This is a genomic window from Actinoalloteichus caeruleus DSM 43889 (assembly GCF_000429185.2).
In the GTDB taxonomy this organism is placed as follows: Bacteria; Actinomycetota; Actinomycetes; order Mycobacteriales; family Pseudonocardiaceae; genus Actinoalloteichus_B; species Actinoalloteichus_B caeruleus.
Map to the genome: position 1 here is coordinate 2,902,062 of NZ_AUBJ02000001.1, position 26,640 is coordinate 2,928,701.

24 protein-coding genes and 2 pseudogenes are annotated in these 26,640 nt (G+C 72.7%); 12 read left to right on the top strand and 14 right to left on the bottom strand.

Annotated elements, in window-relative coordinates:
* Positions 1 to 491: 491 nt before the first annotated feature.
* Positions 492 to 890, bottom strand: coding sequence for a cytochrome c oxidase subunit 4 (locus G443_RS10825; RefSeq protein WP_026418220.1), 399 nt, complete (start codon positions 888 to 890; stop codon positions 492 to 494).
* Positions 891 to 927: 37 nt separating this feature from the next.
* Entirely contained in the window at positions 928 to 1,845 is a 918-nt protein-coding gene (gene ctaC, locus G443_RS10830; protein WP_026418219.1) for an aa3-type cytochrome oxidase subunit II, read from the bottom strand.
* Between the two features lie 226 nt (positions 1,846 to 2,071).
* On the opposite strand from ctaC, the gene asnB reads away from it, so the two are divergent.
* The 4 genes from asnB to G443_RS10850 all read left to right on the top strand — a co-directional run bounded on the left by asnB (position 2,072) and on the right by G443_RS10850 (position 5,877).
* Positions 2,072 to 4,000, top strand: a complete 1,929-nt coding sequence (gene asnB, locus G443_RS10835) for an asparagine synthase (glutamine-hydrolyzing) (protein ID WP_026418218.1) — start codon at positions 2,072 to 2,074, stop codon at positions 3,998 to 4,000.
* Between the two features lie 149 nt (positions 4,001 to 4,149).
* Entirely contained in the window at positions 4,150 to 4,338 is a 189-nt protein-coding gene (locus G443_RS10840; RefSeq protein ID WP_026418217.1) for a hypothetical protein, read from the top strand.
* 758 nt (positions 4,339 to 5,096) lie between these two features.
* Entirely contained in the window at positions 5,097 to 5,501 is a 405-nt protein-coding gene (locus G443_RS10845) for a hypothetical protein (protein WP_155886080.1), read from the top strand.
* A gap of 52 nt (positions 5,502 to 5,553) precedes the next feature.
* Positions 5,554 to 5,877, top strand: a complete 324-nt coding sequence (locus tag G443_RS10850; RefSeq protein WP_030103837.1) for a hypothetical protein — start codon at positions 5,554 to 5,556, stop codon at positions 5,875 to 5,877.
* Positions 5,878 to 6,069: 192 nt separating this feature from the next.
* Here the strand turns inward: G443_RS10850 and G443_RS10855 are convergent, their stop codons facing one another.
* Both G443_RS10855 and G443_RS10860 read right to left on the bottom strand, forming a co-directional pair.
* On the bottom strand, positions 6,070 to 6,432 hold the full coding sequence (locus tag G443_RS10855) for a HesB/IscA family protein (RefSeq protein WP_026418214.1): 363 nt from the start codon (positions 6,430 to 6,432) through the stop codon (positions 6,070 to 6,072).
* Between the two features lie 132 nt (positions 6,433 to 6,564).
* Positions 6,565 to 7,710 (bottom strand): glycerate kinase family protein, encoded by a 1,146-nt coding sequence (locus G443_RS10860; protein WP_026418213.1) that lies wholly within the window; start codon positions 7,708 to 7,710, stop codon positions 6,565 to 6,567.
* Between the two features lie 128 nt (positions 7,711 to 7,838).
* Here G443_RS10860 and G443_RS10865 point away from each other — a divergent pair, with 128 nt between their 5' ends.
* Entirely contained in the window at positions 7,839 to 8,486 is a 648-nt protein-coding gene (locus tag G443_RS10865; RefSeq protein ID WP_026418212.1) for a DUF3043 domain-containing protein, read from the top strand.
* A gap of 92 nt (positions 8,487 to 8,578) precedes the next feature.
* On the top strand, positions 8,579 to 9,562 hold the full coding sequence (locus G443_RS10870; protein WP_026418211.1) for an aldo/keto reductase family protein: 984 nt from the start codon (positions 8,579 to 8,581) through the stop codon (positions 9,560 to 9,562).
* A gap of 59 nt (positions 9,563 to 9,621) precedes the next feature.
* Here the strand turns inward: G443_RS10870 and G443_RS10875 are convergent, their stop codons facing one another.
* Positions 9,622 to 10,017 (bottom strand): hypothetical protein, encoded by a 396-nt coding sequence (locus G443_RS10875; protein ID WP_155886079.1) that lies wholly within the window; start codon positions 10,015 to 10,017, stop codon positions 9,622 to 9,624.
* A 241-nt stretch (positions 10,018 to 10,258) separates the two neighbouring features.
* Complete coding sequence (locus tag G443_RS10880; RefSeq protein WP_026418209.1) at positions 10,259 to 11,794, bottom strand: MFS transporter; 1,536 nt, start codon at positions 11,792 to 11,794, stop codon at positions 10,259 to 10,261.
* 54 nt (positions 11,795 to 11,848) lie between these two features.
* Between G443_RS10880 and G443_RS24995 the strand changes: the two genes are divergently transcribed.
* Positions 11,849 to 12,403 (top strand): TetR/AcrR family transcriptional regulator, encoded by a 555-nt coding sequence (locus G443_RS24995; RefSeq protein WP_211237493.1) that lies wholly within the window; start codon positions 11,849 to 11,851, stop codon positions 12,401 to 12,403.
* Positions 12,404 to 12,419: 16 nt separating this feature from the next.
* Here the strand turns inward: G443_RS24995 and G443_RS10895 are convergent, their stop codons facing one another.
* A complete protein-coding gene (locus G443_RS10895; protein ID WP_035272957.1) occupies positions 12,420 to 13,646 on the bottom strand; it encodes a sodium:calcium antiporter in 1,227 nt (408 codons plus the stop codon).
* A gap of 295 nt (positions 13,647 to 13,941) precedes the next feature.
* On the opposite strand from G443_RS10895, the gene G443_RS10900 reads away from it, so the two are divergent.
* The gene (locus tag G443_RS10900; protein WP_026418206.1) at positions 13,942 to 14,310 is read left to right on the top strand and encodes an ArsR/SmtB family transcription factor; all 369 of its coding nucleotides are present in this window, start codon (positions 13,942 to 13,944) and stop codon (positions 14,308 to 14,310) included.
* Between the two features lie 102 nt (positions 14,311 to 14,412).
* On the opposite strand, the gene G443_RS10905 is transcribed toward G443_RS10900, so the two are convergent.
* Complete coding sequence (locus G443_RS10905; RefSeq protein ID WP_026418205.1) at positions 14,413 to 14,613, bottom strand: hypothetical protein; 201 nt, start codon at positions 14,611 to 14,613, stop codon at positions 14,413 to 14,415.
* Positions 14,614 to 14,866: 253 nt separating this feature from the next.
* On the opposite strand from G443_RS10905, the gene cobT reads away from it, so the two are divergent.
* On the top strand, positions 14,867 to 15,949 hold the full coding sequence (cobT, locus tag G443_RS10910; protein WP_026418204.1) for a nicotinate-nucleotide--dimethylbenzimidazole phosphoribosyltransferase: 1,083 nt from the start codon (positions 14,867 to 14,869) through the stop codon (positions 15,947 to 15,949).
* 65 nt (positions 15,950 to 16,014) lie between these two features.
* Here cobT and G443_RS10915 read toward each other — a convergent pair whose 3' ends face one another.
* The 5 genes and pseudogenes from G443_RS10915 to G443_RS10935 form a co-directional block, all read right to left on the bottom strand.
* A complete protein-coding gene (locus G443_RS10915; RefSeq protein ID WP_155886078.1) occupies positions 16,015 to 16,200 on the bottom strand; it encodes a hypothetical protein in 186 nt (61 codons plus the stop codon).
* Between the two features lie 263 nt (positions 16,201 to 16,463).
* Positions 16,464 to 17,563: pseudogene (locus G443_RS10920) on the bottom strand (branched-chain amino acid aminotransferase).
* Positions 17,564 to 17,672: 109 nt separating this feature from the next.
* Positions 17,673 to 18,347 (bottom strand): DUF402 domain-containing protein, encoded by a 675-nt coding sequence (locus G443_RS10925; RefSeq protein WP_026418202.1) that lies wholly within the window; start codon positions 18,345 to 18,347, stop codon positions 17,673 to 17,675.
* Positions 18,344 to 19,516 carry a glycine cleavage system aminomethyltransferase GcvT gene (gene gcvT, locus G443_RS10930; protein WP_081715337.1) on the bottom strand — a complete coding sequence of 391 codons (1,173 nt, stop codon included), beginning with the start codon at positions 19,514 to 19,516 and terminating at the stop codon, positions 18,344 to 18,346. The genes G443_RS10925 and gcvT overlap by 4 nt, the downstream gene beginning before the upstream one ends.
* Positions 19,517 to 19,592: 76 nt before the next feature.
* Positions 19,593 to 20,933: a hypothetical protein gene (locus G443_RS10935; protein WP_155886077.1), complete on the bottom strand. Its 1,341-nt coding sequence runs from the start codon at positions 20,931 to 20,933 to the stop codon at positions 19,593 to 19,595.
* Between the two features lie 139 nt (positions 20,934 to 21,072).
* On the opposite strand from G443_RS10935, the gene G443_RS10940 reads away from it, so the two are divergent.
* Positions 21,073 to 22,569: a leucyl aminopeptidase gene (locus G443_RS10940; RefSeq protein WP_026418200.1), complete on the top strand. Its 1,497-nt coding sequence runs from the start codon at positions 21,073 to 21,075 to the stop codon at positions 22,567 to 22,569.
* Between the two features lie 113 nt (positions 22,570 to 22,682).
* Here the strand turns inward: G443_RS10940 and G443_RS10945 are convergent, their stop codons facing one another.
* Positions 22,683 to 23,036 carry an oxidoreductase gene (locus G443_RS10945; protein WP_026418199.1) on the bottom strand — a complete coding sequence of 118 codons (354 nt, stop codon included), beginning with the start codon at positions 23,034 to 23,036 and terminating at the stop codon, positions 22,683 to 22,685.
* Positions 23,037 to 23,316: 280 nt separating this feature from the next.
* Between G443_RS10945 and lpdA the strand changes: the two genes are divergently transcribed.
* A complete protein-coding gene (gene lpdA, locus G443_RS10950; RefSeq protein WP_026418198.1) occupies positions 23,317 to 24,699 on the top strand; it encodes a dihydrolipoyl dehydrogenase in 1,383 nt (460 codons plus the stop codon).
* Between the two features lie 56 nt (positions 24,700 to 24,755).
* Positions 24,756 to 26,479 (top strand): annotated as a pseudogene (sucB, locus tag G443_RS10955) (2-oxoglutarate dehydrogenase, E2 component, dihydrolipoamide succinyltransferase).
* The last annotated feature ends 161 nt before the right edge of the window (positions 26,480 to 26,640 follow it).

A 26,640-nucleotide genomic window follows, 5' to 3' on the forward strand; every position in this document is an offset into this window, starting at 1 on the left:
GCGACGGCTCCCGACCGAGGGCGGCGCACAGGGGGCCCGCCGGGCGGCGCCCATCGAGACCTCACGCGTTCCTCACCGACCCCGTACCGCCGCTGAGCTGATCGCTGCGCGCCGCGCGGGCCGGCCCCAGGGGGATCCTCACCCCCGTCGGGATCCGCGTCGCGAGGGAGCCGCGCCGGCGCCGAGCGAACCGACCTCGGCCCCCGTCCCCTGGCATCCCCCACCGCGCCGGTGGGACCGGCACCGCCGCGTCGTCCCCGGCGCGGCCCGAGGTCCGCGCTCGGCCCGTGTCCGTCGAGGTGGTGCCGAGGACGGGCGAGGCACCTCGGGCTGGACCCCAGGGGGCTTCGCGCGCCGCTCGGTTCCCGTGGCCCGACCATCCCGCCGTGGGAGGCGGGAGGACGGACCGGCACCGAGAACACGACGAAGGCCCGGATCGGTGATCCGGGCCTCCATCGACTACCTGGGCCCGCGCGTCGCGGGCGGTACCGTCACTCGTGCTCGGGACCCCGGTGGTACTCGAAGAGCAGACCGCCCACCGTCAGCAGCACCGCGACGGTCCCGGCCACGATCAGGTACATGTGGAACATCGCCAGCCCGACGCCGGTCAGGGCGCACGCCCCGGCCAGGCCGAGCGGCCAGTAGCTCCCGGGGCTGAAGAAGCCCAGCTCACCGGCGCCGTCGCTGATCTCGCCGTCCGGGTTGTCCTCGGGGCGCTCGTCCAGCCGCCGCGCGATGAACCGGAAGTAGACGCCGATCATCAGCGACAGCAGTCCGGTCAGGAACAACGCCGTGACGCCGACGGGCTCGCCCGCCCAGAACAGGTAGACAACCGCCACGACGATGCAGAACACCGCCGTCAGCTCGAAGATCCTGGCTTCGACCTTCATCGAGTCCTCGCTCCCAAACTCCGCTGCGCCGACGCGGTCAGTTGCCGTCCCGCGTGCTGGCCTCGCGGGCCGTGCGGTCGGTCTCGAACGGGTAGGTGGTGACTGCCTGCGGGGCGCAGAGCTCACCGCAGTCCATCTCGGTCAGCGCCTCGGCGGCCGTGTAGGGCGCACCCGTGGTCGGGTTGTCCTGCGTCCGCAGACCCATGTACTGGTCGAAGAGGTCGGTCGGCAGCGCGCGGACCTCGAAGTTCATCATCGCGTGGTACGAGCCGCACAGCTCCGCGCACCGCCCGACGAACGAACCGGAGCGGTCGATGGTGTTCTGGAAGACGTTGTCCTGGTTGTTCGCCTCGGGGTTCGGGATGTTGTCCCTCTTGAAGAGGAACTCGGGAACCCAGAAGGAGTGGATCACGTCGTTCGAGTACAGCTCGTACTGGATCACCTGGTCGGTGGGCAACACCAGCAGCGGGATCTCGTCGCTCGTGCCGATCGTGCTGACCTCGTCGCCGTCCGGGGTGGTGTAGCCCTGGTAGCGGAACTCCCAGTTCCACTGGAAGGCCACCACGTCGACGGTGACGTCCGGATCATCCTCGGTGTTGGTGACGTAGTTCTGCGTCACCGCCGTGAAGTAGAAGAGCACGGAGATCATGACCACCGGGATGACCGTGTAGACGATCTCCAGCGGAACGTTGTACTGCGTCTGCCTCGGCATCTCGTCACCGCGCTTGCGGTGGAAGATGACGGGCCACAGGATCAGGGCCCAGACGATGACACCGACGACCAGGGCGGCGATCACCGACCAGGTCCAGAGCTGGCGCATGTCGGTCGCCTGCGGGGTGATGCCCTCGGGCCACCCGAAACGAAGTACGTCCCCGGCTGAGCATCCGGTGGTCGCGATGGCGACCAGGCCGAACAAACCGCTCAGCTTGGTCAGCCGTGCTGCCTTCGGACCCACTACTCGACGCCTCCTCGCTCAGACTTTCCGCCGTGGCGGTACCGCGTCGCCGCCACGTCCAGCGCGCGAGCAACGCCGCCGGATCTCGTGCGGAAGCGTAGCCCAGCAACTTGTGCACCGCCGTCCCGGGGTGAGCCGCGACGGACGGCCGCCGCCCCCGGCATACTGGCCAGACGTCCCGACGGACGTCAGAACTGCAACCCGATGCGGGAAGGTGCGGAACGGCGTGTGTGGCCTACTGGGTCTGGTCTGCCCCACTGAGAACGACGCCACGGCGGCTCGCGCCTCCGTCGCGGAAGCGATGCGCTGCCAGCGTCACCGCGGTCCCGATGAGACCGCGACGCTCCAGCGGGACGAGGTGGTCTTCGGCTTCAACCGGCTGTCGATCATCGACGTCGAGCGCTCACACCAACCGCTCACCTGGGGGCCACCCGAGTCCCCCGAGCGCTACACCATCATCTTCAACGGCGAGATCTACAACTACCTCGAGCTCCGCGCGGAGCTGGTCGAGCAGTTCGGTGCCCGGTTCGGCACGGACGGCGACACCGAGTCGATCGTGGCCGCCTACCACTACCTCGGCCCGTCGGCGGTGGGTCGCCTGCGCGGCATGTTCGCCTTCCTGATCTGGGACTCCGAACGGCAGGTCGTCTTCGGTGGCCGTGACCCGTTCGGGATCAAGCCGCTGTACTACATCACCGGGCCGCACGGGGTGGCCTTCTCCAGTGAGAAGAAGAGCCTGCTGCACCTGGCGCCGTCCCTGGGCCTCCAGCCCGCGCTGAACCAGAGCGCGCTGCAGTACTACCTGACGCTCCAGTACGTCCCCGAGCCCGCGTCACTGCACCACGGCATCCGGCGGATCGAGTCCGGCACCTCGTTCACGATCGAGCCGGGCAGCCAGCCGGTGACCGAGCGGTACTTCACCCCCACCTTCGCCCCCCGCCCGACGAAGGGGCCGGCGGACTCGAACCGGCTGTACAACGAGATCGCCGACGTGATGCGCGACTCGGTGGCCAAGCACATGCGGGCGGACGTGACGGTGGGTTCCTTCCTTTCGGGGGGCATCGACTCCACCGCCATCGCGGCGCTGGCCAAGCAGCACAACCCCCAGCTGATCACCTTCACGACGGGCTTCGAGCGGCAGGGCTACTCGGAGGTCGACGTGGCGGCCGAGTCCGCGGCGGCGATCGGCGTCAAGCACGTCGTCCGCACGGTGTCGGCGGACGAGATGATGGAGCACCTGCCCTCGGTCGTCTGGTACCTCGACGACCCGGTGGCCGACCCGGCGCTCGTCCCGCTGTGGTTCATCGCCAGGGAGGCTCGCCAGCACGTGAAGGTCGTGCTGTCCGGCGAGGGCAGCGACGAGCTCTTCGGCGGCTACACGATCTACCGGGAACCGCTGTCGCTGGCGCCGTTCGAGAAGGTGCCCGGCACGCTGCGCAAGGTCATGGGTCGGGTCTCGGCGAAGATCCCGGAGGGCGTCCGGGGCAAGGACCTGCTGCGCCGGGGTGCCCTGTCGTTGGAGGAGCGCTACTACGGCAACGCCCGGATCTTCCGCGACGACCAGTTGCGGCGGGTGCTGCGCACCTTCGACCCGGTGCTCTCCCATCGTGACATCACCGCGCGTGCCTACCGGGAGTCCGAGAGCTGGGACCCGGTCACGAGGATGCAGTACGTCGACATGTTCACCTGGCTGCGGGGCGACATCCTGGTCAAGGCCGACAAGGTGACGATGGCCAACTCGCTGGAGCTGCGGGTGCCCTTCCTCGACCCCGAGGTGTTCCGGGTGGCCTCCCGCATCCCGCTGGAGGAGAAGATCACCCGCGAGACCACGAAGCACGCGCTGCGGCAGGCCCTGCGGGACATCGTCCCGGCGCACGTGCTCAACCGGCGCAAGCTGGGCTTCCCGGTGCCCCTCCGGCACTGGCTGCGGGACGAGATGTACGCCTGGTCGCGGGATGTCGTCCAGCGTTCGGACACCGACAAGCTGATCGACAAGAACGCGGTGCTCGCCATGATGGAGGAGCACCGGAACGGCTCCATCGACCACAGCAGGCGGATCTGGGCGCTGGTCGTGTTCATGCTGTGGCACGGCATCTTCGTGGAGGGGCGGATCAACCCCGAGATCCCCGAGCCGCACTACCCCGTCCGGGTGTAGGGCGACCCCGGCCGCGAGCGGGGTGTCGGTCACGCTCCATAACCGGCACCCCACCCAGTCGAGTGAAACCCGGTCAGGGGGGCCTCGCGGGCGATGTTACTGGCCAGTAGCAGTGGGAACGGCCCGTGCGGCTGCCTACCGTCTGCGGTGTGGACACACCAGGCAGGATTGATCCGGCCTCGCTGCGCGAACTCATCGTCGACGGCGGCCAGGTCCCCGTTGACCTGCTGAGATCCGAGGCGGAGGTGCCCGCTCCACGGCCCGCCCCCGTCTGGGAGGTCGACGACGAGTGCGTTGACCAGGTCGGTGGGTTCCCCAGCGTGGGCGACTGCGGCTGACCGAAGGCGGTGGCGGGCCGGCTGCGACCACGCAGCGGCACGCCTTCACCGCCCGGATGAGGAACACCACGCCCGGCAGGGGCCCCACGGGCACCACCTGGTCCCGCCCAGCCACCCGTACGCGCGGCCCCCACCACCACGACGAGGGGCCACCGGCCGGGCGGCGGACGGCACCGCCGGTGGGGTGGTCGGGCGCGCTCCACCCGTCCCTCGTGCTCCGGGTGCCACCGCGCGGCGACCCGCGCCGCTCCCCAGCCGAGCCGCCACCGGCCCCGGCCGGGTGGCAGGGACGGTCCCGTCCGCGAGCACGACCCGACCGGCGCTCCGGCACGAACCCACGACCTGGTTCCCGTGTCCCCCGTGGCGCTGGGGCCTGCCACGCTCCGCTGGTGCCGCCTCGCTGGCACCCGGAAGCCAGCGGCCGCCCCACCGGGCGCCCTGACCCACCACGCCAGCCCGCCGCCCCCGAGGGGCGGAACCGCCCCGGTCGGGCGGGGAGCTTCGCTCGCGTTCCCGCGCCCCTCGCGACCGTCGCCGTCCGGCCACCGACCGGACGCGGTCGGGCGCTCCGGGGCACCGGAGGTGGCGGTGGACGTCGGCGCGCCTGCCGGAGCGGCTGGTTCACCTACCCCTTCGTGCGACTTCCTTGGTCATTTTCCGCGCCCTACGGTGGTGAAACGACGAGAAAGTGCGACCGCAGACCCGTGTCAGCCGACGCCCGCCTCGCACGGAAGGTCAAGGCCATGTGGAGTAACCCGTTGTCGATCATGACTGTGCTGGGCGTCCTCGGGGTGGTCAGCGGCGGCTGGACGATGTGGAACACCAGGCGGTCCCCCCGACCACGGCACCCCTCGGCCAGGGAGATGGACCGGATGCGGGCGAGTCGGGTCCGGCTCCGCCGCGAGCGCTACTCGGTGCAGGCGATCCTGGACCGGTGCCAGGAGGTACGACCGGTGGGCAGCGCGCCGCCGAGGAGCGCCCGGGAGCGGGCGGCGGGTCCGCTCGGCCTGACGGGGTGGCCTCCGCTGCTGGCCGGGATCACGGATGCCGCGGCGCCGCTGGGCGGGGAGTTGGGCAGGGTTCGGGTTGACCTGGCATCGCGCCCGGTGGCCCGGGCCCGCCGGCTGGCGGGAACGGCTGGTTCGACGCGGCGGGCCGGCTGATGGCCGGTGATGACGAGCCTTCGGCGCGGCGGGCGTGCCGGGCGTGGTGACGATGACCGATCCCTCCCGCCGACCGGTGCGCCGGTACTGGGCCTTCGGCCTGACCTTCCGCTGGGTCGAGAACGACGGCTTCGTCGTGGTCAAGAGGGGTTACGTCGACGAGGGGAGCACCGTGATCCAGGTGCACTCCCGCCAGTTCCCCGTGCAGGACCGACCGGGCGAGACGGCGGGGCACGACCAGGCCAGTTGGTTGGCGACGATTCCCACGCCGGCCGCGCGCTGGTACGAACCCACCGCGCTGTCGGAACTGGCGGCGGCCTGGGCGGCGGCGCACTCCCGTTCCGGTGCCACCGGCACCTCACGAGCGCTGGGGTGAGGCCCCCGACCGGACGAGGACGGGCCGGGCAGGGGCGGGACGTCAGGCGGGGTGGCGGTCAGGTGTCGCGGAGCCGCACCCCTGGCCCGACGCCGGGGGGACCGCGCCAGGGGACGACGAACGGCCCGTGCCCGGTCGAGCCGGACACGGGCCGAATCCTCCCGCTACCTGGGTGCCCCGCGCTGGCGCCCGTCAGTGGAACGAGTCGCCGCAGGCGCAGGAACCGGTCGCGTTCGGGTTGTCGATGGTGAAGCCCTGCTTCTCGATGGTGTCGACGAAGTCGATCACCGCCTCCTGCACGTAGGGCGCGCTCATCCTGTCGACGACCACCTTGAGCCCGTCGAAGTCGCGGCTCGCGTCGCCGTCGAGCATCCGCTCGTCGAAGAACAGCTGGTAGCGCAACCCTGCGCAGCCACCCGGCTGGACGGCGATCCGCAGGTGCATGTCATCGCGGCCCTCCTGGGCCAGCAGCGCCTTGGCCTTCGTGGCTGCCGAGTCGCTCAGCGTGACGCCGTGGGTGGCGGGCTCCTGGGTGGCAGTCTCCTGGGCGGTCATGGCTCTCCCTCAAAGTCCTGCTGGTCGGGGCGAGCTCGGCCCCGTGTCTCGTGCGGGAGCCGATCGGGCTCCCGCGTCCATACTGACACAGGAGGGCGGGAGGGGGACACGTGCGCGCACCCGCTCGGGGCGTCAGCGCCCTCCCCACTGGCGGGCGACGTCGGCGGCCAGCGCCGTGAGGGTGGGCGCCGGCTCGGCGAGGGCGGCGTCGACCGATCCGGCGTGCTCGGCGACGGAGAAGGCGCGTTCCACTCCCACGGCCGCCGCCTCACGGCGGCCGACGGCCACCTGGCCGGCGAGGACGAGGCAGGGGACGCCCCGGTCGGCGGCGGCCCGGGCGACGACGGTGACCAGCTTGCCGCGCAGGGACTGCCAGTCGAAGCTCCCCTCGCCGGTGAGCACCAGGTCGGCGGTGTCGAGGGCCTCGTCGAGGCCCGTGAGCGTTCGGACCAGACCGGCGCCAGACTCGGTCGTCCCACCGAGCGCCAGCAGCCCGGCTCCCAACCCGCCGGCGGCACCCGAGCCGGGGACATCGCGGACGTCCAGCCCGGTGGCGGCGGTGAGGGCGTCGGCCCAGCGGGTCAGCGCGGTGTCCAGGGCGGTGACGGTCCCGGCGTCGGCGCCCTTCTGCGGGCCGAAGACGGCGGCGGCGCCGTGCTCGCCGACCAGCGTGTGCTCGACGTCCGAGGCGAGGACCACGCGCATCCCGTCCAGGTCCGCGGTGCCCCTGATCCCGGCGCAGCCGGTGAGGGCGAGCCCACCGGGTTCGAGGGGAGCGCCGTCGTCCCCCACCGGGACGGCGCCGAGGGCGGACAGCATCCCGGCGCCGCCGTCGGTGCTCCCCGAACCTCCGAGGCCGACCACGGCCGTGGCCACGCCGGCGTCCCTCGCGGCCGCGAGGAGCTCCCCGACTCCTCTCGTACCGGCGCGTCCCGCGTTCTCCGGGGTGCGCCGCGGCACCAGGTGCAGGCCGCAGGCCTGGGCCGACTCCAGGTAGGCGGTGCCGGAGCGGCGGCCGGTGGTCGCCCGCTCCGAGCGCACCTCGAGCCACTCCGCCTCGACCGGGTCGCCGAGTGGCCCGCTCACCCGCCTCCGGTGCACGGTGCCGCCGAGCGCGGCGCGCAGGACGTCGACGAAGCCGGGGCCGCCGTCCGCGACCGGGCGGGCCACCAGCTCGTCGCCGGGGCTGCCGCGCCGCCATCCCTCGGCGATCGCCTCGGCGGCCTCCGGGGCGGTGAGGGTGCCGCCGAAGCAGTCAGGTGCAACCAGGATCCGCATGGCGGCCAGCCTACGAAGGTCGACGGGGCCGGGGAGCGCCGGCGACGGCGGATGGCCCGTTCCGGCAGGATGCGGACGGGACCGACACTCCCGTCCGCGACATCGCGGCCTCATTTAGGCTGGTGTGTGTGAGGTTCCTTCGCCGCAAGACGAACGCTGACAGCCCCACCGAGGACAGCCAGACGGTTCTGGTGGCGGAGGAGGCTGCCGAGACGACGCCCGCCGGCTACACGCCGGGCAAGGGGCGGCCCACTCCCAAGCGCCGGGAGGCGGAGGCACGCCGCCGGGGTCCGGTGGCCCCTCCCCCGAAGACCCAGCGCGAGGCGATCCGCAGGATGCGGGGCAACAAGGAGGAACGGCGTCGCGCCACCGCCGAGCGGCGGGAGCGGATGATGTCGGGGGACGACCGCTACCTGCTGCCCCGGGACCGGGGGCCGGTGCGCGCCTACGTGCGCGACCTGGTCGACTCGCGCCGCAACCTGATGGGCCTGTTCATGCCACTGGCCCTGCTGGTGTTCGTCTCGCTGGTCGCGATGCCGATGGAGGTCCAGCAGTACTCCGGCCTGGTCACCTCCGCCATGCTGATCGTGATGATCGTCGAGGGCGTGAGCCTGGGCCGGATGATCGTCAAGCGGGTCCGGCTGAAGTTCCCCGACTCCACCGCCCGCGGGTTCGGCCTCGGTTGGTACGCCTTCACCCGGGCGACCCAGATCCGCAAGCTGCGGGTGCCCCGCCCTCGGGTCACGCCCAAGGACGCCAAGCGCATCTGGAGCTGACGACGCGGCGCCGGTCGAGGGCGACCGACACCGGCCAGCCGTTGCGACCACGAACTCGTTAACGAGGCAAAAGACCCGGGTACGATCCCGGCATGGAGTTCCGTCGCCTGGGCCGAAGCGGCCTGTCCGTCAGTGAGATCTCGTACGGCAACTGGCTGACCCACGGCTCGCAGATCGAGGAGGAGCAGGCCAAGGCCTGCGTGCACGCGGCGCTGGACGCCGGGATCACGACATTCGACACCGCCGACGTCTACGCCGGCACCAAGGCCGAGTCCGTCCTGGGGCGCGCGCTGGCCGGGCAGCGCCGCGAGGGCCTGGAGATCTTCACCAAGGTCTTCTGGCCGACCGGGGACGGCCCCAACGACCGCGGCCTCGGCCGCAAGCACATCATCGAGTCGGCGAACGCGTCGCTCCGCCGGTTGCGGGTGGACTACGTCGACCTGTACCAGGCCCACCGCTTCGACCGGACGGTGCCGCTGGAGGAGACCTTCCTCGCGTTCGCGGACCTGGTCCGCCAGGGCAAGGTCCTCTACGTCGGGGTGTCCGAGTGGACCGCGGAGCAGATCGCCAGGGGTGCCGAGCTCGCCCGCGAGCTCGGGGTCCCGCTCATCTCCAACCAGCCCCAGTACTCGGCGCTCTACCGGGTCATCGAGTCGCAGGTCGTGCCGACCTGCGAGCGGGAGGGCATCAGCCAGATCGTCTGGTCCCCGATCGCGCAGGGCGTGCTGACCGGCAAGTACCTGCCGGGGCAGCAGCCGCCCGCCGACTCGCGCGGGTCGCACGAGTCGACCAAGAGCATGGTCTCCCGCTGGCTGCGGGACGACGTGTTGGAGCGGGTGCAGCGGCTCAGGCCGGTGGCCGAGGAGGCGGGGCTGTCCCTCGCCCAGCTGGCCGTGGCCTGGGTGTTGCAGAACACGAACGTGGCCTCGGCCATCATCGGCGCTTCCCGTCCCGAGCAGGTGACGGAGAACGTCAAGGCGGCCGGCGTGACCCTCGAGCGGGAACTGCTCGACCGGATCGACGAGATCCTGGGTGACGTCGTCGAGCGCGACCCGATGCTGACCGTCTCCCCCTGATCAGCCGCGCGGTTCACCCGCCCCCGGCCTGGCGCCACGGCGGGGGCGAGTGGACCGCCTCAGACGCAGGACGCCGCCTCCTGCCAGCCGTCGTCCCCCTCCCTGGGGTCCTCCGGCCCCCAGCTCACCGAACTGAGCCTGGCGGCGACCTCGCCGGCCGCCGTCAGCGTTCCGCGGCCGTCGAGGCTGGTGGTGGCCCACATCCCCGTCTCGTTGCCCACACCGCGAACCCCGATCGGCACCGCGACCAGGTAGACGTGCCGGTAGGAGGAGGACTTCACCGCGGCTCCCGGCCCGGCGACGAAGGCCTCCTCGGTGAGAACGGACCGGATGCGGTCCATCACCCCGTCCGGCACCTCCTGGCACCGGTCGGACGGCTCGGCACACGCGCCGGTGAGCGAGCTGGCGAGCACGCTGATCATTCCGGTCACGAACATCATTCGGGCCGCGCGCACGGACGTGTCCCCTCCCAGGAGTCAGCTTCGGCCGACGGGCGGAGCGGCGGACGCGCCGCGCGGGGCGGCGTGGTCGCGCTCTGGGCGCCCTGACCAGTCGCCGGGTTCCCCCGATCCCGCTCGGCTAATCCGGCGGGCCGGCCCGCCGTCAACCAGACGAGTTATCGGCCGCCGCCGGGACCGCGTTGAGGCCCGGCCCCACCCGCACGGCGCGGCCGCCGAGGCCAGTCCCGTCGGAACGTCAGCCCCGGCGGCGACGCAGCAGCACGGCCGCGCTGATCCCGGTGATCGCCATGATCGCGACGCCGATGGCCGAGGTCACCGACATCCCGTGCACGAAGGCCGCCCTCGCGTTGTCCATCAGCGTGGTGGCCAGCTCGGTGGGCAGGCCGGCCGCGGCGCTCTGGGCACCGGCGATGGTCTCGCGGGCGGACTCGGCATCCTCCCCCGGCACACCGGTCGGCACGACGAGGTCGCGTTGGTAGACGGCGATGAGCACGCTGCCCAACACCGCCGTGCCGAGGGCGGCACCGAGTTCGTAGGCCGTCTCCGAGATCGCCGCCGCGCCGCCCGCCCTGGCGGGCGGTACCGCGCCGACGATGGCGTCGTTGGTCAGCGTCTCGGCCAGGCCGACACCGGCGCCCAGCACCGCGAAGGCGAGCACCAGCCGGGCGGCTCCGCCGTCGACCGGCAGCCCGACGGCGATGACGTAGCCGAACGCGGCGGCGAGGAGTCCGGCGCTGATCAGGATCGGCACCCGGATGTGGCGGGCGAGCAGGACGGCCAGCAGGGCCGCCGCCACCTGGGCCAGCAGCCCTGGCAGCAGGCGGACGCCGGCCTCGACCGGGCTCAGACCGAGCACCAGCTGGAGGTACTGCGAGACGAAGAACAGGAATCCGACCAGCGCGAAGACGCTGAGGAGGTTGCTGGCCACCGCGACGCTGAACATCCGGTCCCGGAACAGCCTCAGGTCGAGCAGCGGGGTGGGCCGCCGCAGCTGCCGCCGCGTGAACAGCACCGCGAAGAGCACACCCGCCGCGAGGCAGAGCAGGGCCTCCGGCGAGGCGCCGGACTTGGCCAGTGCCTTGACGCCGTAGACGACCGGCAGCATCGCCGCGAGGGAGAGCCCCACGCTGACGAGGTCGAAGGGACCGGGCGCGGGATCGCGGGACTCGGGGAGCAGCAGCGGGCCGAACACGAGCAGCAGGACCATGACCGGCACGTTGACCAGGAACACCGAGCCCCACCAGAAGTGCTCGAGCAGCCAGCCGCCGAGGATCGGGCCGAGCGCGGCGCCGCCGGCGAAGGCGGAGGACCAGACCGCGATGGCCAGCCTGCGCTGGCCGGGGTCGAGGAAGATGCTCCGCAGCAGGGAGAGGGTCGAGGGCATCAGCATCGCGCCGAACACGCCGAGCAGGGCCCTGGCCGCCACCAGCAGTTCCGGGCTGGTCGCGTAGGCGGCGAGGATCGACACCAGGCCGAAGCCGGCGCCGCCGACGAGCAGGAGCCGGCGACGGCCGAGCCGGTCGCCGAGCCCGCCCATCGTGACCAGGAGCCCGGCCAGCATGAGGGAGTAGATGTCGACGATCCAGAGCAACTGGGTGCCCGAGGGGGCGAGTTCCAGGCTGAGCGCGGGCACCGCGAAGCTGAGAACGGTGTTGTCCACCGCGACGAGCAGAACGGGCAGCATCAGCACCGCCAGTGCCGCCCACTGGCGGGTCCCCGCCCTGGGGGCGGGTCCGCCCTCGCGGATCGCCGGCTCCACCGCGCCTGACATGATTCCCTCCTCATCAACTGTACCGTCCGGACGGTACACCCCGAAGGGGGAGCCGTGCCACTGAGTAAGGTGCTGCCCATGAGCGCCGCCCGCGACCGCATCCTCGACGCCCTGGAGAGCCTCCTCATCGACAAGGGGGTGCTGGCCGCGACGCTCGACGCGGTCGCTTCGGAGGCCGGGGTGTCCAAGGGCGGGCTGCTGTACCACTTCGGCAGCAAGGAGGCCCTGTTCACCGGGATGTTGGAGCGGCTGCGGGCGCGGGGCGTCGAGGACGTCCAGCTCATGCTCCAGGCCCCGGGCGGCCCCACCCGCTACCACCTGGAGACCTCGATGGTGGAGCAGGGCGATCCGCTGCACCGCTCCTTCGTCGCGGCCACCCTCCTCGCCCAGTCCACCGGGGGGCAGGCCAGGGATGTCATCGTCGAACTGAACGAGCGCTACCTGCGGGCGCTCCTCACCGAGATCGACGACCCGGAGCTGGCCAGGATCGTCCAGCTGGTCGGGGACGGCCTCTACTTCAACCTGGCGATCGACGCCCAGCACCCCTCGGAGGTCGCCCCGGTGCTCGAGCGGGTCCGGCGGCTGGTCAGCGAGGCGGACCGCCGCTGACCAGCCGTGGGCGCCGTCAGTTCCTGGCGTCCTCGAGTTCCCGTTCCGGCGTGGGCCGCCGGACGAACGGTGCCCGGAGGGTGGCCACCAGGTGCGCCCGGTTGCGGACCACGGCGATGGTCGCGAGGACCGCGTACACCCCGGAGATCACGTACCTGGCCTCCTGGCCGGGGAAGAGGAACTGCACCAGGAAGAGCCCGAGCAGCGTCCACGCCGCCCACCGGGGGAAGCGGAGGGCCAACAGCACCGCGACACCGAGCATCGTCTGCGTCGCGGTGAGCACGAACTCCTCGATCTGGCGCCCGTCGAGCTGGAGCGCGGCGGGACCGCCGCCGATCAGGTAGGCGATGGGCAGGCTCCCCACCAGGAGGGTCCACTGGTTGACCTTCGCCGAGACCAGGGTGCCGATCGCGATCGCCCCCTTGCCCCGGAGCGCGAAGAGGATGGCGACGATGAACTCCGGCGCCTCCGAGGCCAGGGGGGCGAGCCACTGCACCAGGAGGAACTCGTCGATCCCCAGAACGGAACCGGTCGCGACCAGGGCGTTCGCGAAGGGTTCCGCGCACAGCAGGATGACGGCCGCCGACACGACGAACAGGCTGACCACCAGCGGACGGCGTCGACGGGCCGGGAGCGCGCCGATGACCGCGGCCGGCCCGACCAGCTCCGCCTCCGGGGTGTCCACCCGGGACACCCGCCAGAGGTAGAAGAGGAAGAACGCCAGGAGCGCGATCCCCAGCACGAGGTGGATCTGCCCGGTCAGCGGGATCACGAGGGCGACGACCGAGGCGATCGCGAGGAAGCCCAGCTCCACCCGGTAGCCGGGGTGGAGGACGAGTTCCCGGATCGGCTTCCCGGACCTGCGGCGCGCGACGAACAGGGCCACCAGCACCACCACCGACCACCCGAGCCCGAGCAGCAGCCGGTTGGACCCGGTCATGTTCGCCGCCGCGTAGGCGACGTGCTCGGGGTTCTCGGCCGCGGTGTAGGCGAAGTAGAGGTCGACGGCGTACTCCGGGAGCACCGCGATGAGCGCCAGCAGGGCGATCGCGAGACCACCGGAGATGTCGACCTCGGCGGCCTCGGCGGCCCAGGCGAGCACGAAGGCCGACGCGACGACCGCGGCGCCGAACACCGCGAGGGACAGCACCGGGGGTGTCTCGACACCACCGAAGCGCACCACGAGCGCGGGCAGCGCCAGCAACAGGCAGATCCCCAGCGGCCGGAACAACCTGGCAAACATCGAACCCTTCCCCTCAGCGGGTCCGGCCGGTTCGCCACGGGGACAGAACTCCGGCCAGACGTGAGTCATGGCCGAAGGTCTCGTTCACCCTGACCTGGTCAGGGCCTCGCCGCCGGAGGCCTGGGCCCCAGTCTGTCGACGACGAGCTTGCGAACTACTCCCCTTCGGAGGCCCACAGCCTGGCACACGTTTAGACGTTTTCGCAAGTGTGGAAGTTTTGATCCGGCATCGATCCGAAACCGGACACGACCGGCCCAGGCGCCGCCACCTCGCGACGAGGACAATGGGAAGGACCATGAACGACAAGACCGCGGCGCGCACGAGACCGCCAGAAGCGTCCACCGGACCCACGACGGCTCAGCTCGCCTCGGCGGCCGGCACCTTCGACCTGCTGTCCACGCCGACCAGGCTCCACCTGGTGTGGCTGATGTCCCAGGGAGAACACGACGTCGGAACCCTCGCGGCGCGCGTCGGGGTGAACATCGCCACGGTCAGCCAGCAGCTCGGCAAACTCCGGCTGGCCGGCATCGTCACCTCACGACGCGAGGGCCGCCGGCACATCTACACCGTGGAGGACCCGCACGTCCTCACCCTGGTCGAACAGATCTTCGAACACATCGCACCGGACGGCTCGCTGGCGCCCGACCCGCCCCGCCAGCCCTGAGGCACCGGCAGCCCGCCGGACGGTCGGGCGCTCCGGCCAGGCCGCCCGGCCACCGACCGAGGAACGACCGGCGCCGTCCGGGGCGCCGGCCGGCCCGCCCGCTCAGGACTCCGGGCTCAGGCTCATCGGGCCGTAGACCTCGGCGTCGTCCCGGAGCAGCGTGACCGAGGCGACCCCGGCCGTGCGCAGCGCCGGCCACTCGTCCTGGAACCACTCCTCGGCGTCCTCCTGCTCGCCGAAGACCATCTCCGGGCCCGCCACCTCGGAGCCCGTCGCATCCTGGTAGCGCCAGCGGTAGCTCACTCTCGTCTCCCTCACTCGCCCGTGCGAACGGTGCGACCGTAGCCAGGACACCCCCGGCCGGACCAGGTCGTCCCGCCGTCCGGACGCCGGGAGGAGTTCCCGCCCGCTACTCCGCGCCGGCTGGCCGCCCGGCGAGGTGGTGGCCGTCCCCGTTGGTCCGGGCCCGCCCGCCCCTCTGGCAGGCTTGGCGCGGACAGGTCAGCCGACGCGTCGAGGCCAACGGAGGAAACACGTGTCCAGTGCGGAGCCCAGCATGCGGGACGTCGAGTTCCCGGAGGTCCCCCGGCCCGACGAGCAGGCCCGGCGACAGGCGGTCGCACGACAGGAGAGCCTGACCAAGCCCGTCGGTTCCCTCGGCCGTCTCGAGGAGCTGGGAGTGTGGATCGCCGCCTGCCAGGGCACCTGCCCGACACGGCCGTTCGCCCGCCCCCGCCTCGTGGTCTTCGCCGCCGACCACGGCGTGGCCGCCAACGGGGTCTCCGCCTACCCGCCGGAGGTCACCGCGCAGATGGTCACCAACCTCCTCACCGGCGGAGCCGCGGCCAACGTGGCGGCGGCCAACGCCGGCGTCGGGGTCCGGGTGGCCGACATCGCCGTCGACGCCGACACGCCGGGCCCCATCGCCGGCCACAAGGTCCGTCGCGGCTCCGGGGTGATCGGGCGGGAGGACGCGCTGACCGAAGCCGAGGTCGTGGCGGCGGTCCAGGCGGGGCGGACCATCGCCGACGAGGAGGTGGACGGCGGCGCCGACCTGCTGGTCGTCGGCGACATGGGGATCGCCAACACCACCGTCGCCGCCACCCTGGCCGCCGCGCTCACCGGCATCGAGCCCGTCGCGGCCGTCGGCCGGGGCAGCGGCGTCGACGACCGGGGATGGATGCGCAAGACCACCTCGATCCGCGACGCGCTCCGCCGGGGTCGCCCGGTGGCCCACGATCCGCTCAACCTGCTGCGCGTCTCCGGCGGGGCCGATGTCGCGGCCCTGACCGGATTCCTCGCCCAGGCCGCCGTCCGCCGCACCCCCGTGGTGCTGGACGGCCTGCTCACCGGCGTGGCCGCCCTGCTCGCCGAGGACCTCGCTCCCGGCGCGGCCCGGTGGTGGGTCGCCGGGCACCGGTCGGCCGAACCGGCGCACGACGCCGTCCTCCGACAGCTCGGCAAGGAACCGCTGGTCGACCTGGGTCTCCGGCTGGGTGAGGGCACCGGCGCGTTGGCCGCGTTACCCCTGCTGACCCTCGCCGGGCGGGCGCTCGGCGAGATGGCGACCTACGAGGAGGCCGGGGTGTCCGGTCCCGTCATCGCTCCCCCGCCACTGCCGGGGGCCGTCCGCGACTGAGGTCGTCAAGGCGTTCCTCCCCGTGACCGCGCGGGGCCGGCCCAGCCGGACCCCGCGCCGCGCGCTCACAGCCCGTCGACGGTCGACAGGAGCAGCACCGCCGCCACCAACCACCCGAGGCCGCAGAGGACCAGCAGCGGCTGCCACCGCCGCCGAGGCCGCTGGTCGACCAGCAACCAGCCACCCGTCCCCAGGGCGGCCGCGGTAGCGAGAACGAGACCGGTGATCGCCAACCACTGTCCAGAGTCCACCGCGTCATGGTGCGGGTCGCGGGGCGAGGACCGCACGGCGCGGGGCCGGCCGCGCCGGGAACGTCCCCGCAGCCGGCGTCGCCGTGGCGGTGACGCCCCCTCGACCGGCGGGAGGGCGGCACCGCGCAGAGTCCGGCGGGATCGCCGGGACCGGCCACGACCAGGACCACACCGGCGGAGAACGCGTCGACGAGGTACCCGCCGTCAGCCGGTCGTCCGCGCGCCACCCGTCCAAGGCGGGGCCGAAGCCTGGCTCCCCGAAGTCAGGCCAGCGTGCGCATCCAGCCGTGCGGGTCGGGCGACAACCCCCGCTGCAACGACGTCAGCCGGTCCCGCAGGCGAGCCGTCACCGGACCGGTCCCCCGTCACCGACCAGGAACTCACCGCCAGCGTGCCGCACCCGGCCCACCGGGGTGATCACAGCGGCGGTGCCGCACGCGAAGACCTCGGTGATCTCCCCCGACGCCGCCCCTGCCTCCCACTCCTCGGTGGAGATCCGCCGCTCCTCGACGGGAAGGCCCAGGTCGGAGGCGAGTTCGAGGAGCGAGCGGCGGGTGATCCCCGGCAGCAGGGTGCCGGTCAGCGCCGGCGTCACGAGTCGCGCCCCCGCCCCCTCGCCGAAGACGAAGGCGAGGTTCATGCCGCCCATCTCCTCGATCCAGCGGCGCTCCACGGCGTCCAACCAGACGACCTGGTCGCAGCCCTGCGCGGCCGCCTCGGCCTGCGCGAGCAGCGAGGCCGCGTAGTTCCCCGCGAACTTCGCGGCGCCCGTCCCCCCGGGGGCGGCCCGCACGTACTCGGTGGACAACCAGACGCTGACCGGTTTCACCCCACCCGTGAAGTACGCCCCCGCCGGCGAGGCGATCAGCAGGTAGGAGTAGCGGTTCGCCGGTCGCACGCCGAGCCCCACCTCGGTGGAGATCATGAACGGCCGCAGGTACAGCGACTCCTCCCCGCCGAGGGGAACCCAGTCGCGGTCCACGGTGACGAGTTCGGTGAGCGACCCGAGGAACAGCTCGTCGGGGAGTTCGGGCATCGCGAGCCGGCGGGCCGAGGCCCGGAACCGCTCGGCGTTCAACCCGGGGCGGAAGGTGGCGACCGAACCGTCGGGCTGGTGGTAGGCCTTGAGCCCCTCGAAGACCGCCTGCCCGTAGTGCAGCACCATGCTCGCGGGGTCCAGGGCCAGGTCCTGGTAGGGCAGCAGCGCCGCGTCGTGCCACCCGAGGTCCTCGTCCCAGTCGACGCGCACCATGTGATCGGTGAAGAACCGACCGAAACCCGGGTTCTCCAGTACCTTCGCCCGCTCGGCGGCAGAGGCCGGTCGGTCGGTGAGGGTCCTGGTGAAGGGCGTCTCGGGCGTCATGGCGTGCAGACTAGTACTTTCTCCCCTCTCCGAGAATCGAGTCTCGGAGTGTCGGAGGTCCGAGTATCCCGTCATGCCCCGAAGGCGCTGGTCACAGCCCTGGTGCGGCTCAACTCGGCAGCGGGTCCACCTCCGGGGGGCACGTCCACGCCGGCAGCTCGGGACGGGGCCAGTCCGGGTCGGGCGGATCGAGGTGGCTGCCGTCGAAGGGGAACGCACCGGCCTCGGCGAGCGCGATCATGCGTTCGCCCTCCGCCCGCAGCAGCACCGCCTGCTCCTCGGTCACCCGCCCCGCCGCGAGGGCGGCGACCAGCTCGTCCTCGTCCTTCCACTCCCACGTCCGATCCGGTCGGACGAAGACGTCGAGCACCCCGTCGAGGCGGTCCACGCCGAACGGCGTCCGACCACACGGGATCTCCAGGTTCACGTACCAGCCGAGGAAGTCGCCGTCAGGGCCGAAGAACCACCACACCGAGGCCCACTGGCCCTCCGGTACCCAGCGGAGGGTGGAACTGCCCGTCCAGTGCGACCGGCAGGGACGCCGACCCAACACGAAGCGCTGCTCGAGCGGCGCCTCCCGCACCAGCCGGCCGTCCGGCAGGCGGGTCGCGACGATCTCGGTGCCGCCGAGGACCCAGCAGAGCACGGCGGCACCGTCGTCGGAGACGACCCGGGCCGGGTGCACCGCGCTGACGGTGCCGTCGGGGCGCAGGAAACGGAACAGGATCTCCGCGCCGGCGGCCCAGCGCGTACCCGGCCCCGGTCGTCCCTCGTTCGTCCTCATCGGACGTGGGACGGCACGAACGGAGGCTTGACCACCTCACACGGCAGCGGGCGGCCCCGAACGTCGACCACGACCTCGGCACCGAGGTCGACACCGGCGGCGGAGTCCACCAACGCCAGGGCGATACCGACCCGCAGGGACGGGGAGAAGGTCCCCGACGTCGTGCGGCCGATCACCGCGCCCTGCCCGTCCAGCACCGGCATCCCCGAGCGGGGGATGCCCCGACCGGTGGCCCGGAGTGCCCGCAGCCGGCGCCTCGGCCCCTCGGCCTTCTCCCCGAGCAACGCCTCCCGCCCCCAGAACGCGTCCTTCCGCCAGCCCACCGCCCACCGGGCACCGCCCTGCAGCGGGCTGATCTCCCGGGACAGGTCCTGGCCGTGCAGCGGGTAGCCCATCTCGGTCCGCAGCGTGTCCCGCGCGCCCAACCCGCAGGCCCGGCCGCCCTCCTCGCCGGCGGCGGCCAGCAGGGCCTCGAAGAGGTCGGAGGCCCCGTCGCTGTCGACGACCAGCTCGTAGCCGTGCTCCCCGGTGTAGCCGGTGCGGCAGATCCGCAGTCGCCGGCCCCCGTGCTCGACGTCGACGAAGGCCATGTAGTCCAGGTCGGCCGGCAGGCCGGTCGCCTCCAGCACCGCCCGCGAACGGGGCCCCTGCACCGCGAGGACGGCGAGGTCGGTGTGCTGGTCGGTCACGCTGATCCCGTCGGGGGCGACCCGGCGCAGCCGGTCGGCGACCTCGGCGGTGTTGGCGGCGTTGGGCACCAGGAACACCTCGTCGTCGTTCACCAGGTAGGCGATCAGGTCGTCGACGACCCCGCCGTCCTCGGCGCAGCACAGGGTGTACTGGGCCTGCCCCGGTCCGATCCGGCCGAGGTCGTTGGTCAGGCACGCGTTGACGAAGTCCGAGGCCCCCGCGCCGGCCACGGTGGCCTTGCCCAGGTGGGAGACGTCGAACACGCCCACCGCCTCGCGGACCGCCGTGTGTTCGGCGACCACCCCTCCGTCGGCGTACTGGATGGGCATCTCCCATCCGCCGAACGGGGCGAAGGTCGCGCCCCGCCGCTCGTGGTTGGCGTGCAGCGGCCCCCTCCTGGGCCCCCGCGCTGAGTGCGTCCCGGCGGGCTGGCCGGTGTCGTCGGAACGGGACTCGGGCGATGGTGTTGGCGAAGTCACGGGCCGAACGCTACCCGTGGCGCGCCACGCGGCGCCTCCCCCGGAAAGTCGAAGGTCGTGTGACCGCGGAGGTGCGTCACGGGCTCCGGTGCCGCCACCTCGCCCACAGGGCGAGGACGGCCGATCCCCCCAGCAGCACCAGCCCGCTCGTCACCAGCGCCACCACCGGAAGGCTCAGCGCGAGGATGACCGAACCGAACATGCCGGTGCAGGCGAGACGCATCGGCCAGTTCCGCTCATCGGCCATGAGCACCCGTGCCGCGGCGTTGACGAAGGCGTAGTGGACGAGCAGGAGGCACGCGGCCACCGCCATCGAGATGGCCGGGTCGAGGACCAGCAGCGGCGGTAACACCAGGACCGCCACGGCGAGTTCGGGAGGCCGAGCGGCGCCACCCCGCCCCCGCCCCGCCAGGACCAGGGGGAGGTCCCGTTCGATGGCCAGCACCCGCACCCCGTCCCGGAGCCGGCGCAGCACCGGGACCAGGACGGCCAGTGCCGCCAACGCGGCGGCCAACCGCACGAGACGGGACAGGGGCGTGGCGTCGGACGCGACCAGCAGGTCGAGCAGCGGAGCGGGCGCCAACGCCAACCGGTCCGCGCCGAGCTGGTGCAGCGCCCCGGCCAGCACCGCCGCCTGGACCAGCCCGACCACCCCCAACCCGAGGGCGACCGCGCCCCTGCCCGGCATCCCGCCGCCGAGGACGGATCCCTCGTCCTCGGGGCCGGACGGGCCGTCGTCCCGCCGCTCGGTGGAGGGAACCACCCGGTCGAAGCCGGCGATGGCGAAGAACCACAGCCCCGCCGCGCCCGCCACCCCGCCGAGCAGCGAGTCGTAGTCCCTCCCGACCACCGTGGCCGAACCGGACGCCACCGGGTCCACCCCCACGGCGGCGGCCACCACCAGGCCGAGGACGCCGACCACGAACAGCGGGAGACCCCAACGCACCCCCCGGGGCCGTTCGAGCCGGGCCGCGACTCCCGACAGGGCCGCCACCACGAGGCCCGCCGACGCGATCAGCGGCCGCTCCGGCCAGACGTACCGGCCCGCCGCGCCGGCCACCGCGGCTCCGGCGAGGCCGTACCCGACCAGGAAGGCGACGTTGCCCAGCCGGGACGGCACCTCCCCCAGCTGGTCCCGGGTCGACAGGTAGTCCCCCGAGGAGTGGGCCACCGAGGCCCGCATGACCAGGGCGGAGGAAGCGCAGCACAGGGCCACCAGGAACGCGACGGGCAGACCGGCCAGCGCCCACCACCCGGCCGCGCCGGCCAGCGAGGCGACACCGAGCAGGGCACCGGCCCCGACCGACGCCGCCACGAGGTCGGCGACCACTCCGGGCGAGCCCCACCGCCGGCCGGAGCGACGCCGCGACCTCGTCCCCGCGTCCACGGCCCCACCCCCTCGCGCCTCGCGGTCCATGTTCCCCACTCCCCCACCGTTCTCGTCGGCAACGGTCTCACCAGCTCACGGCTGGTCCGGCGCTAACATTCGCAGATCCGCCGGCCGGCGCCCACGGCGCCGACGGCGGATGACCAAGACGACAAGCGAAGGAGCCGCCGTGACCGCACCCACGCTCGCCATCACCGACAGTGACCCTATCGGTGCCAGTGCCGACGCCCTGATCATCGGGACGCTCGCCGGACCGGACGGGCTCACGCTCGCCCCGGGTTCCGCCGAGGTGGACTCGGCCTTCGGCGGTGGACTGGTGGACCTGTTGGCCGCGGTCGGCGCCAAGGGCAAGGCCGACGAGGTCGTCAAGATCCCCGCGCGCGGCGCGGTGCCGGCCACGGTGGTGGTGGCGACCGGTCTCGGGTCGTCGTCGGGGCCCGAGGAGCAGGTCACCGCCGAGCAGGTGCGGCGGGCGGCCGGGGCGGCCGCCCGCGCGCTGGCCGGCACCGGCCACGCGGTCAGCCTGCTGTCGCTGCTGGACCTCGGGGCGGCGGCGCAGGGCACGCTGCTCGGCGCCTACCGCTTCACCCGGTACCGCACCGAACCGGGTGATGGCCCGGTCGGGCGGGTGGAGTTCGCGCTCCCCCCGGGCGTCGAGGGTGACCCGCAGGCCACGCTGAAGGCGGCCACCGCCATCGCCTCCGCCGTGAACACCGCCAGGGACCTGGTGAACACCCCGCCGAACGACCTGTTCCCCGAGTCGTTCGCCGAGCGGGCCGCCGACCTGGCCAAGGAAGCCGGGGTCGACATCGAGGTCCTCGACGAGAAGGGCCTGCGCAAGGGCGGGTACGGCGGCATCCTCGGCGTGGGCGGCGGCTCGACGCGCGGGCCGAGGCTGCTGCGCCTGCGCTACGCCCACCCTCGGGCCGTGAAGAAGGTCGCGCTGGTCGGGAAGGGCATCACCTTCGACAGCGGCGGCATCTCCCTCAAGCCGCCGGCGGACATGGACCAGATGACCTCGGACATGTCCGGCGCCGCCGCCGTGGTGGCCAGCGTCGTGCTCGCGGCGCGGTTGAGGTACCCGCTGGAGGTCATCGCGCACGTCCCGCTCGCCGAGAACCTCCCCTCCGGCACCGCCTACCGGCCCGGTGACGTGCTCACCATGTACGGCGGCAAGACCGTCGAGGTGCTCAACACCGACGCGGAGGGACGCCTTGTCCTCGCCGACGCCATCACCCGGGCCGCCGAGGACGACCCCGACTACCTGATCGAGACCTCCACCCTGACCGGCGCGCAGGTCGTGGCCCTCGGCAAGCGCACCCCGGGCGTCATGGGCGAGGACGAGTTCCGCGACCGGGTCGCGGAGATCGCCAGGGCCACCGGTGAGGGCGGGTGGGCGATGCCGCTGCCGGAGGAGCTGCGCGGGGACCTCGACTCCAAGCTCGCGGACCTGGCGAACGTCACCGGCCACCGCTGGGGCGGGATGCTGTCCGCCGGCCACTTCCTCCGGGAGTTCGTGAAGGACGGCCTGCCCTGGGCGCACATCGACATCGCCGGCCCGGCCTTCAACGACAAGGGCCCCTGGGGCTACACGCCCAAGGGCGGCACCGGGCTGCCGGTGCGCACCATCGCCGCCGTGCTCGCCGACATCGCCGAACACGGCTGACCCGACCCGCCGGCGGCACGCCCGGGGTCGCGAAGTTGAGCCAGATCACTTCGCGACCCCCGCCACCCGCCGCGTGGTCGTCCCCTCGGGGTTCGGGAGGGCGGACCGGGCGTTCAGTCGGTCCGCCCCTCCCGCTCGGATCGCTTGCGTAAGGCGCGCTGCCGGGCCGTGTAGTCGCGCATCCGCTGCGGATACCCGACGAGGGCCACGTCGTAGACCGGCATGCTCAGCTTCCTGGCGAACTGCTTCGCGCCCTCGGGGCCGTCGATGCGTCTCCGCGTCCACTCCCCGTCGTGCGCGATCAGGACCACGGTCGTCTCGGTCACCGCCGTCCTCGGCTCCACGTACGCCTCGACGCCGCGCCGGGACGCCGCCCACTCCTCCAGGTGGCTGGTGTCGGCTTTGGACGAGGTACGCAGCGTCCCGGGACGCTGGCGACGACGTCGGAACCGATCGAAAAGACCCACAACGGACACCTCCTGTTCGCTTGTCCCGATCCTGCCAGCAGGGCTCGGGCCACGGGTCCCTCCTCCGCAACGGTTTCGGCGGACGGCCCGTTCCCGTCGACCACCACGCGCACGACCCGGCGCGTGCACCCTGGGTGATCTGACCCCGCCGAGGGGGCCGCCCAGCCGGACCCCTTCGCCAACTGGCGATACGTGGTGACAAGATGGCACCGGGTACCCCGCCGACCGGCCTAGGGTGTATCCGTAAGCGATTCGCCAACCTGCCTGTCAAGGAGATCCCGTGACTGACACCTCCGCCGATCTGGTGATCCTCGGCGGCGGCTCCGGCGGCTACGCGTGCGCGCTGCGCGCGGCAGAGCTGGGTCTGTCCGTTGTCCTGGTCGAGAAGGACAAACTCGGAGGAACCTGCCTGCACCGCGGCTGCATCCCGACCAAGGCGCTGCTGCACGCCGCCGAGGTGGCCGACTCGGCCCGGGATGGTGATCAGTTCGGCGTGAAGAGCTCCCTGGAGGGCATCGACATCGCCGGGGTCAACTCGTACAAGGACGGTGTCGTCAACCGCCTCTTCAAGGGCCTCCAGGGCCTGGTGAAGTCGAGGGGCATCACCTACGTCAACGCCGCCGGCACGCTGACCTCCCCGACCACCGTCGAGGCGGAGGGCGTCACCTACACCGGCCGCCACGTCGTGCTCGCCACCGGTTCCTACGCGCGCAGCCTGCCCGGCCTGGACATCGGCGGCCGCGTGGTCACCAGCGACCAGGCGCTGAACCTGGACTTCGTGCCGGAGCGGGTCGTCGTGCTCGGTGGCGGGGTCATCGGCGTGGAGTTCGCCAGCGTGTGGCGGTCCTTCGGCGCCGAGGTCACCGTGGTCGAGGCCCTGCCCCGCCTGGTGCCCAACGAGGACGAGTACCTCTCCAAGCAGTTGGAGCGCGCGTTCCGCCGCCGGGGGATCACCTTCAAGACCGGGGTGCGCTTCACCGGGGTCACCCAGGACGACACCTCGGTGTCGGTGAACCTGGAGTCCGGGGAGCAGCTGGACGCGGACCTGCTGCTGGTCGCCGTGGGGCGTGGCCCCAACAGCGCGGGTCACGGCTTCGAGGAGGTCGGCGTCGCGACCGACCGGGGCTTCGTGGTGACCGACGAGCGCCTGCGGACCAGCGTGCCGGGCGTCTTCGCCGTCGGCGACCTGGTCCCCGGTCTCCAGCTCGCGCACCGGGGCTTCCAGCAGGGCATCTTCGTCGCGGAGGAGATCGCCGGGCTGAACCCGTCCACCATCGACGAGGCCGGCATCCCCCGGGTCACCTACTGCGAGCCCGAGGTCGCGTCCGTCGGGCTGACCGAGACCGCCGCGAAGGAGAAGTACGGCGAGGTCCAGACCCTCGTCTACGACCTCGGCGGCAACGGCAAGAGCCAGATCCTGAAAACCTCCGGGGCCGTGAAGCTGGTCAAGGCCGGCGCCAAGGGCCAGGACGGTCCCGTGGTCGGCGTGCACATGATCGGCGCCCGGGTCGGCGAACTGATCGGCGAGGCACAACTGATCTACAACTGGGAGGCGTTCCCCGGCGAGGTCGCCGAGCTGGTGCACGCCCACCCCACCCAGAACGAGGCTCTCGGGGAGGCACATCTCGCCTTGGCCGGTAAGCCCCTGCACGCGCACGGCTGAAGCCGGAGCGAGGAACTAAGTCCCACGAGCGACTAGCACGAGGAGTCAGCGAAAAGATGGCCTTCTCCGTCCAGATGCCGGCGCTCGGTGAGAGTGTCACCGAGGGCACCGTCACACGGTGGTTGAAGAAGGAAGGCGACCGGGTCGAGGTCGACGAGCCCCTGCTCGAGGTCTCCACCGACAAGGTCGACACCGAGATCCCCTCCCCCGCCGCCGGAGTACTGCGGCGGATCATCGCCCAGGAGGACGAGACCGTCGAGGTCGGCGCCGAACTGGCCCAGCTCGACGACGGTTCGGGTGAGGAGCCGGCTTCCGCCCCCGCCGCCCAGGAGCAGCCGGCCGAGTCCCCAGCGCCGACTCCCCAGCCCGCCGAGCAGCCCGCCCCGGCCCCGCAGCCGGCGGCGTCCGGGGCCGGCAACGGCGGCGGCTCCGCCGAGGGCACATCGGTGGAGATGCCCGCACTGGGTGAGAGCGTCACCGAGGGCACCGTCACCCGGTGGCTGAAGAACGTCGGGGACAGCGTCGAGGTCGACGAGCCCCTGCTCGAGGTCTCCACCGACAAGGTCGACACCGAGATCCCCTCCCCGGTCGCCGGCACGCTGCTGGAGATCGTGGCGGGCGAGGACGAGACCGTCGAGGTGGGCGGACGACTCGCGGTCATCGGTTCCGGCGCGCCGGCCCAGGCCGCCGCCCCGGAGCCCGCCCCGGCGCCCGTTCAGGAGGCCCCGCCCAGGAGGCCCCCGCCGAGGCACCGGCTCCCGCCCCTCGGCCCTCGGCCCCGTCGGAGGAACCCGCTCCGGCGCCCGCTCCGGCCGCGCCGCAGCAGGCGCAGCCGAGCGCGGACGGCGGGGGGAACCCCTACGTCACCCCGCTGGTGCGCAAGCTCGCCAACGAGAACGGCATCGACCTGAACACCCTCCAGGGCTCGGGTGTCGGTGGCCGGATCCGCAAGCAGGACGTGCTCGCCGCCGTCGAGGCCAAGAAGGCCCCCGCGCAGCAGGCGCCCGCTCCGGCCACGGGCTCCGCGCCCACGCCGGAGCCCGTGCGGGAGAGCGAGCTCCGGGGCCGGACCGAGAAGCTGTCGCGGCTGCGGCAGGTGCTCGCCACCCGCATGGTCGAGTCGTTGCAGACCGCCGCGCAGCTCACCACCGTCGTCGAGGTCGACGTCACCCGGATCGCCCGGCTGCGGGCCAGGGCCAAGGCGGCCTTCGCCGCCCGTGAGGGCGTGGGCCTGTCCTTCCTCCCGTTCTTCGCCAAGGCCACGGTGGAGGCGCTCAAGCAGCACCCGCAGCTGAACGCCTCCATGAACCTGGAGAAGAAGGAGGTCACCTACCACGGTGCCGAGCACCTGGTGATCGCGGTGGACACCGATCGCGGCCTGATGGTCCCGGTGGTGCACAACGCTGGTGACCTGAACCTCGCCGGGCTCGCCCGCAAGATCGCGGACGTCGCCGAGCGGACCAGGACGAACAAGATCACGCCCGACGAGCTCAGCGGTGGCACCTTCACGCTGACCAACACGGGCAGCCGGGGCGCGCTGTTCGATACGCCGATCTTCGCCCAGCCGCAGGTCGGCATCCTCGGCACCGGGGCCGTCGTGAAGCGGCCCGTCGTGGTGAGCGACGAGTCCGGCGGCGACACCATCGCCATCCGGTCGATGGTCTACCTCGCGCTGTCCTACGACCACCGCCTGGTGGACGGCGCCGACGCCGCCCGGTTCCTGGCGACCATCAAGCAGCGGCTGGAGGAGGGCGCGTTCGAGTCCGACCTCGGTCTCTGACGCCGCCACCCCGCTGACCCCGGGCCCCGCCACCACCGGTGGCGGGGCCCGGCGCCGTTCGATGCCGGGACGGCGGGAGGGCCACCCCGACGCTGTGCTCCGACAGCGGTCGACCGGTTCGCCTGCCCACCACGATCCCGTCGCTCCCTCCGTGCCCGCCG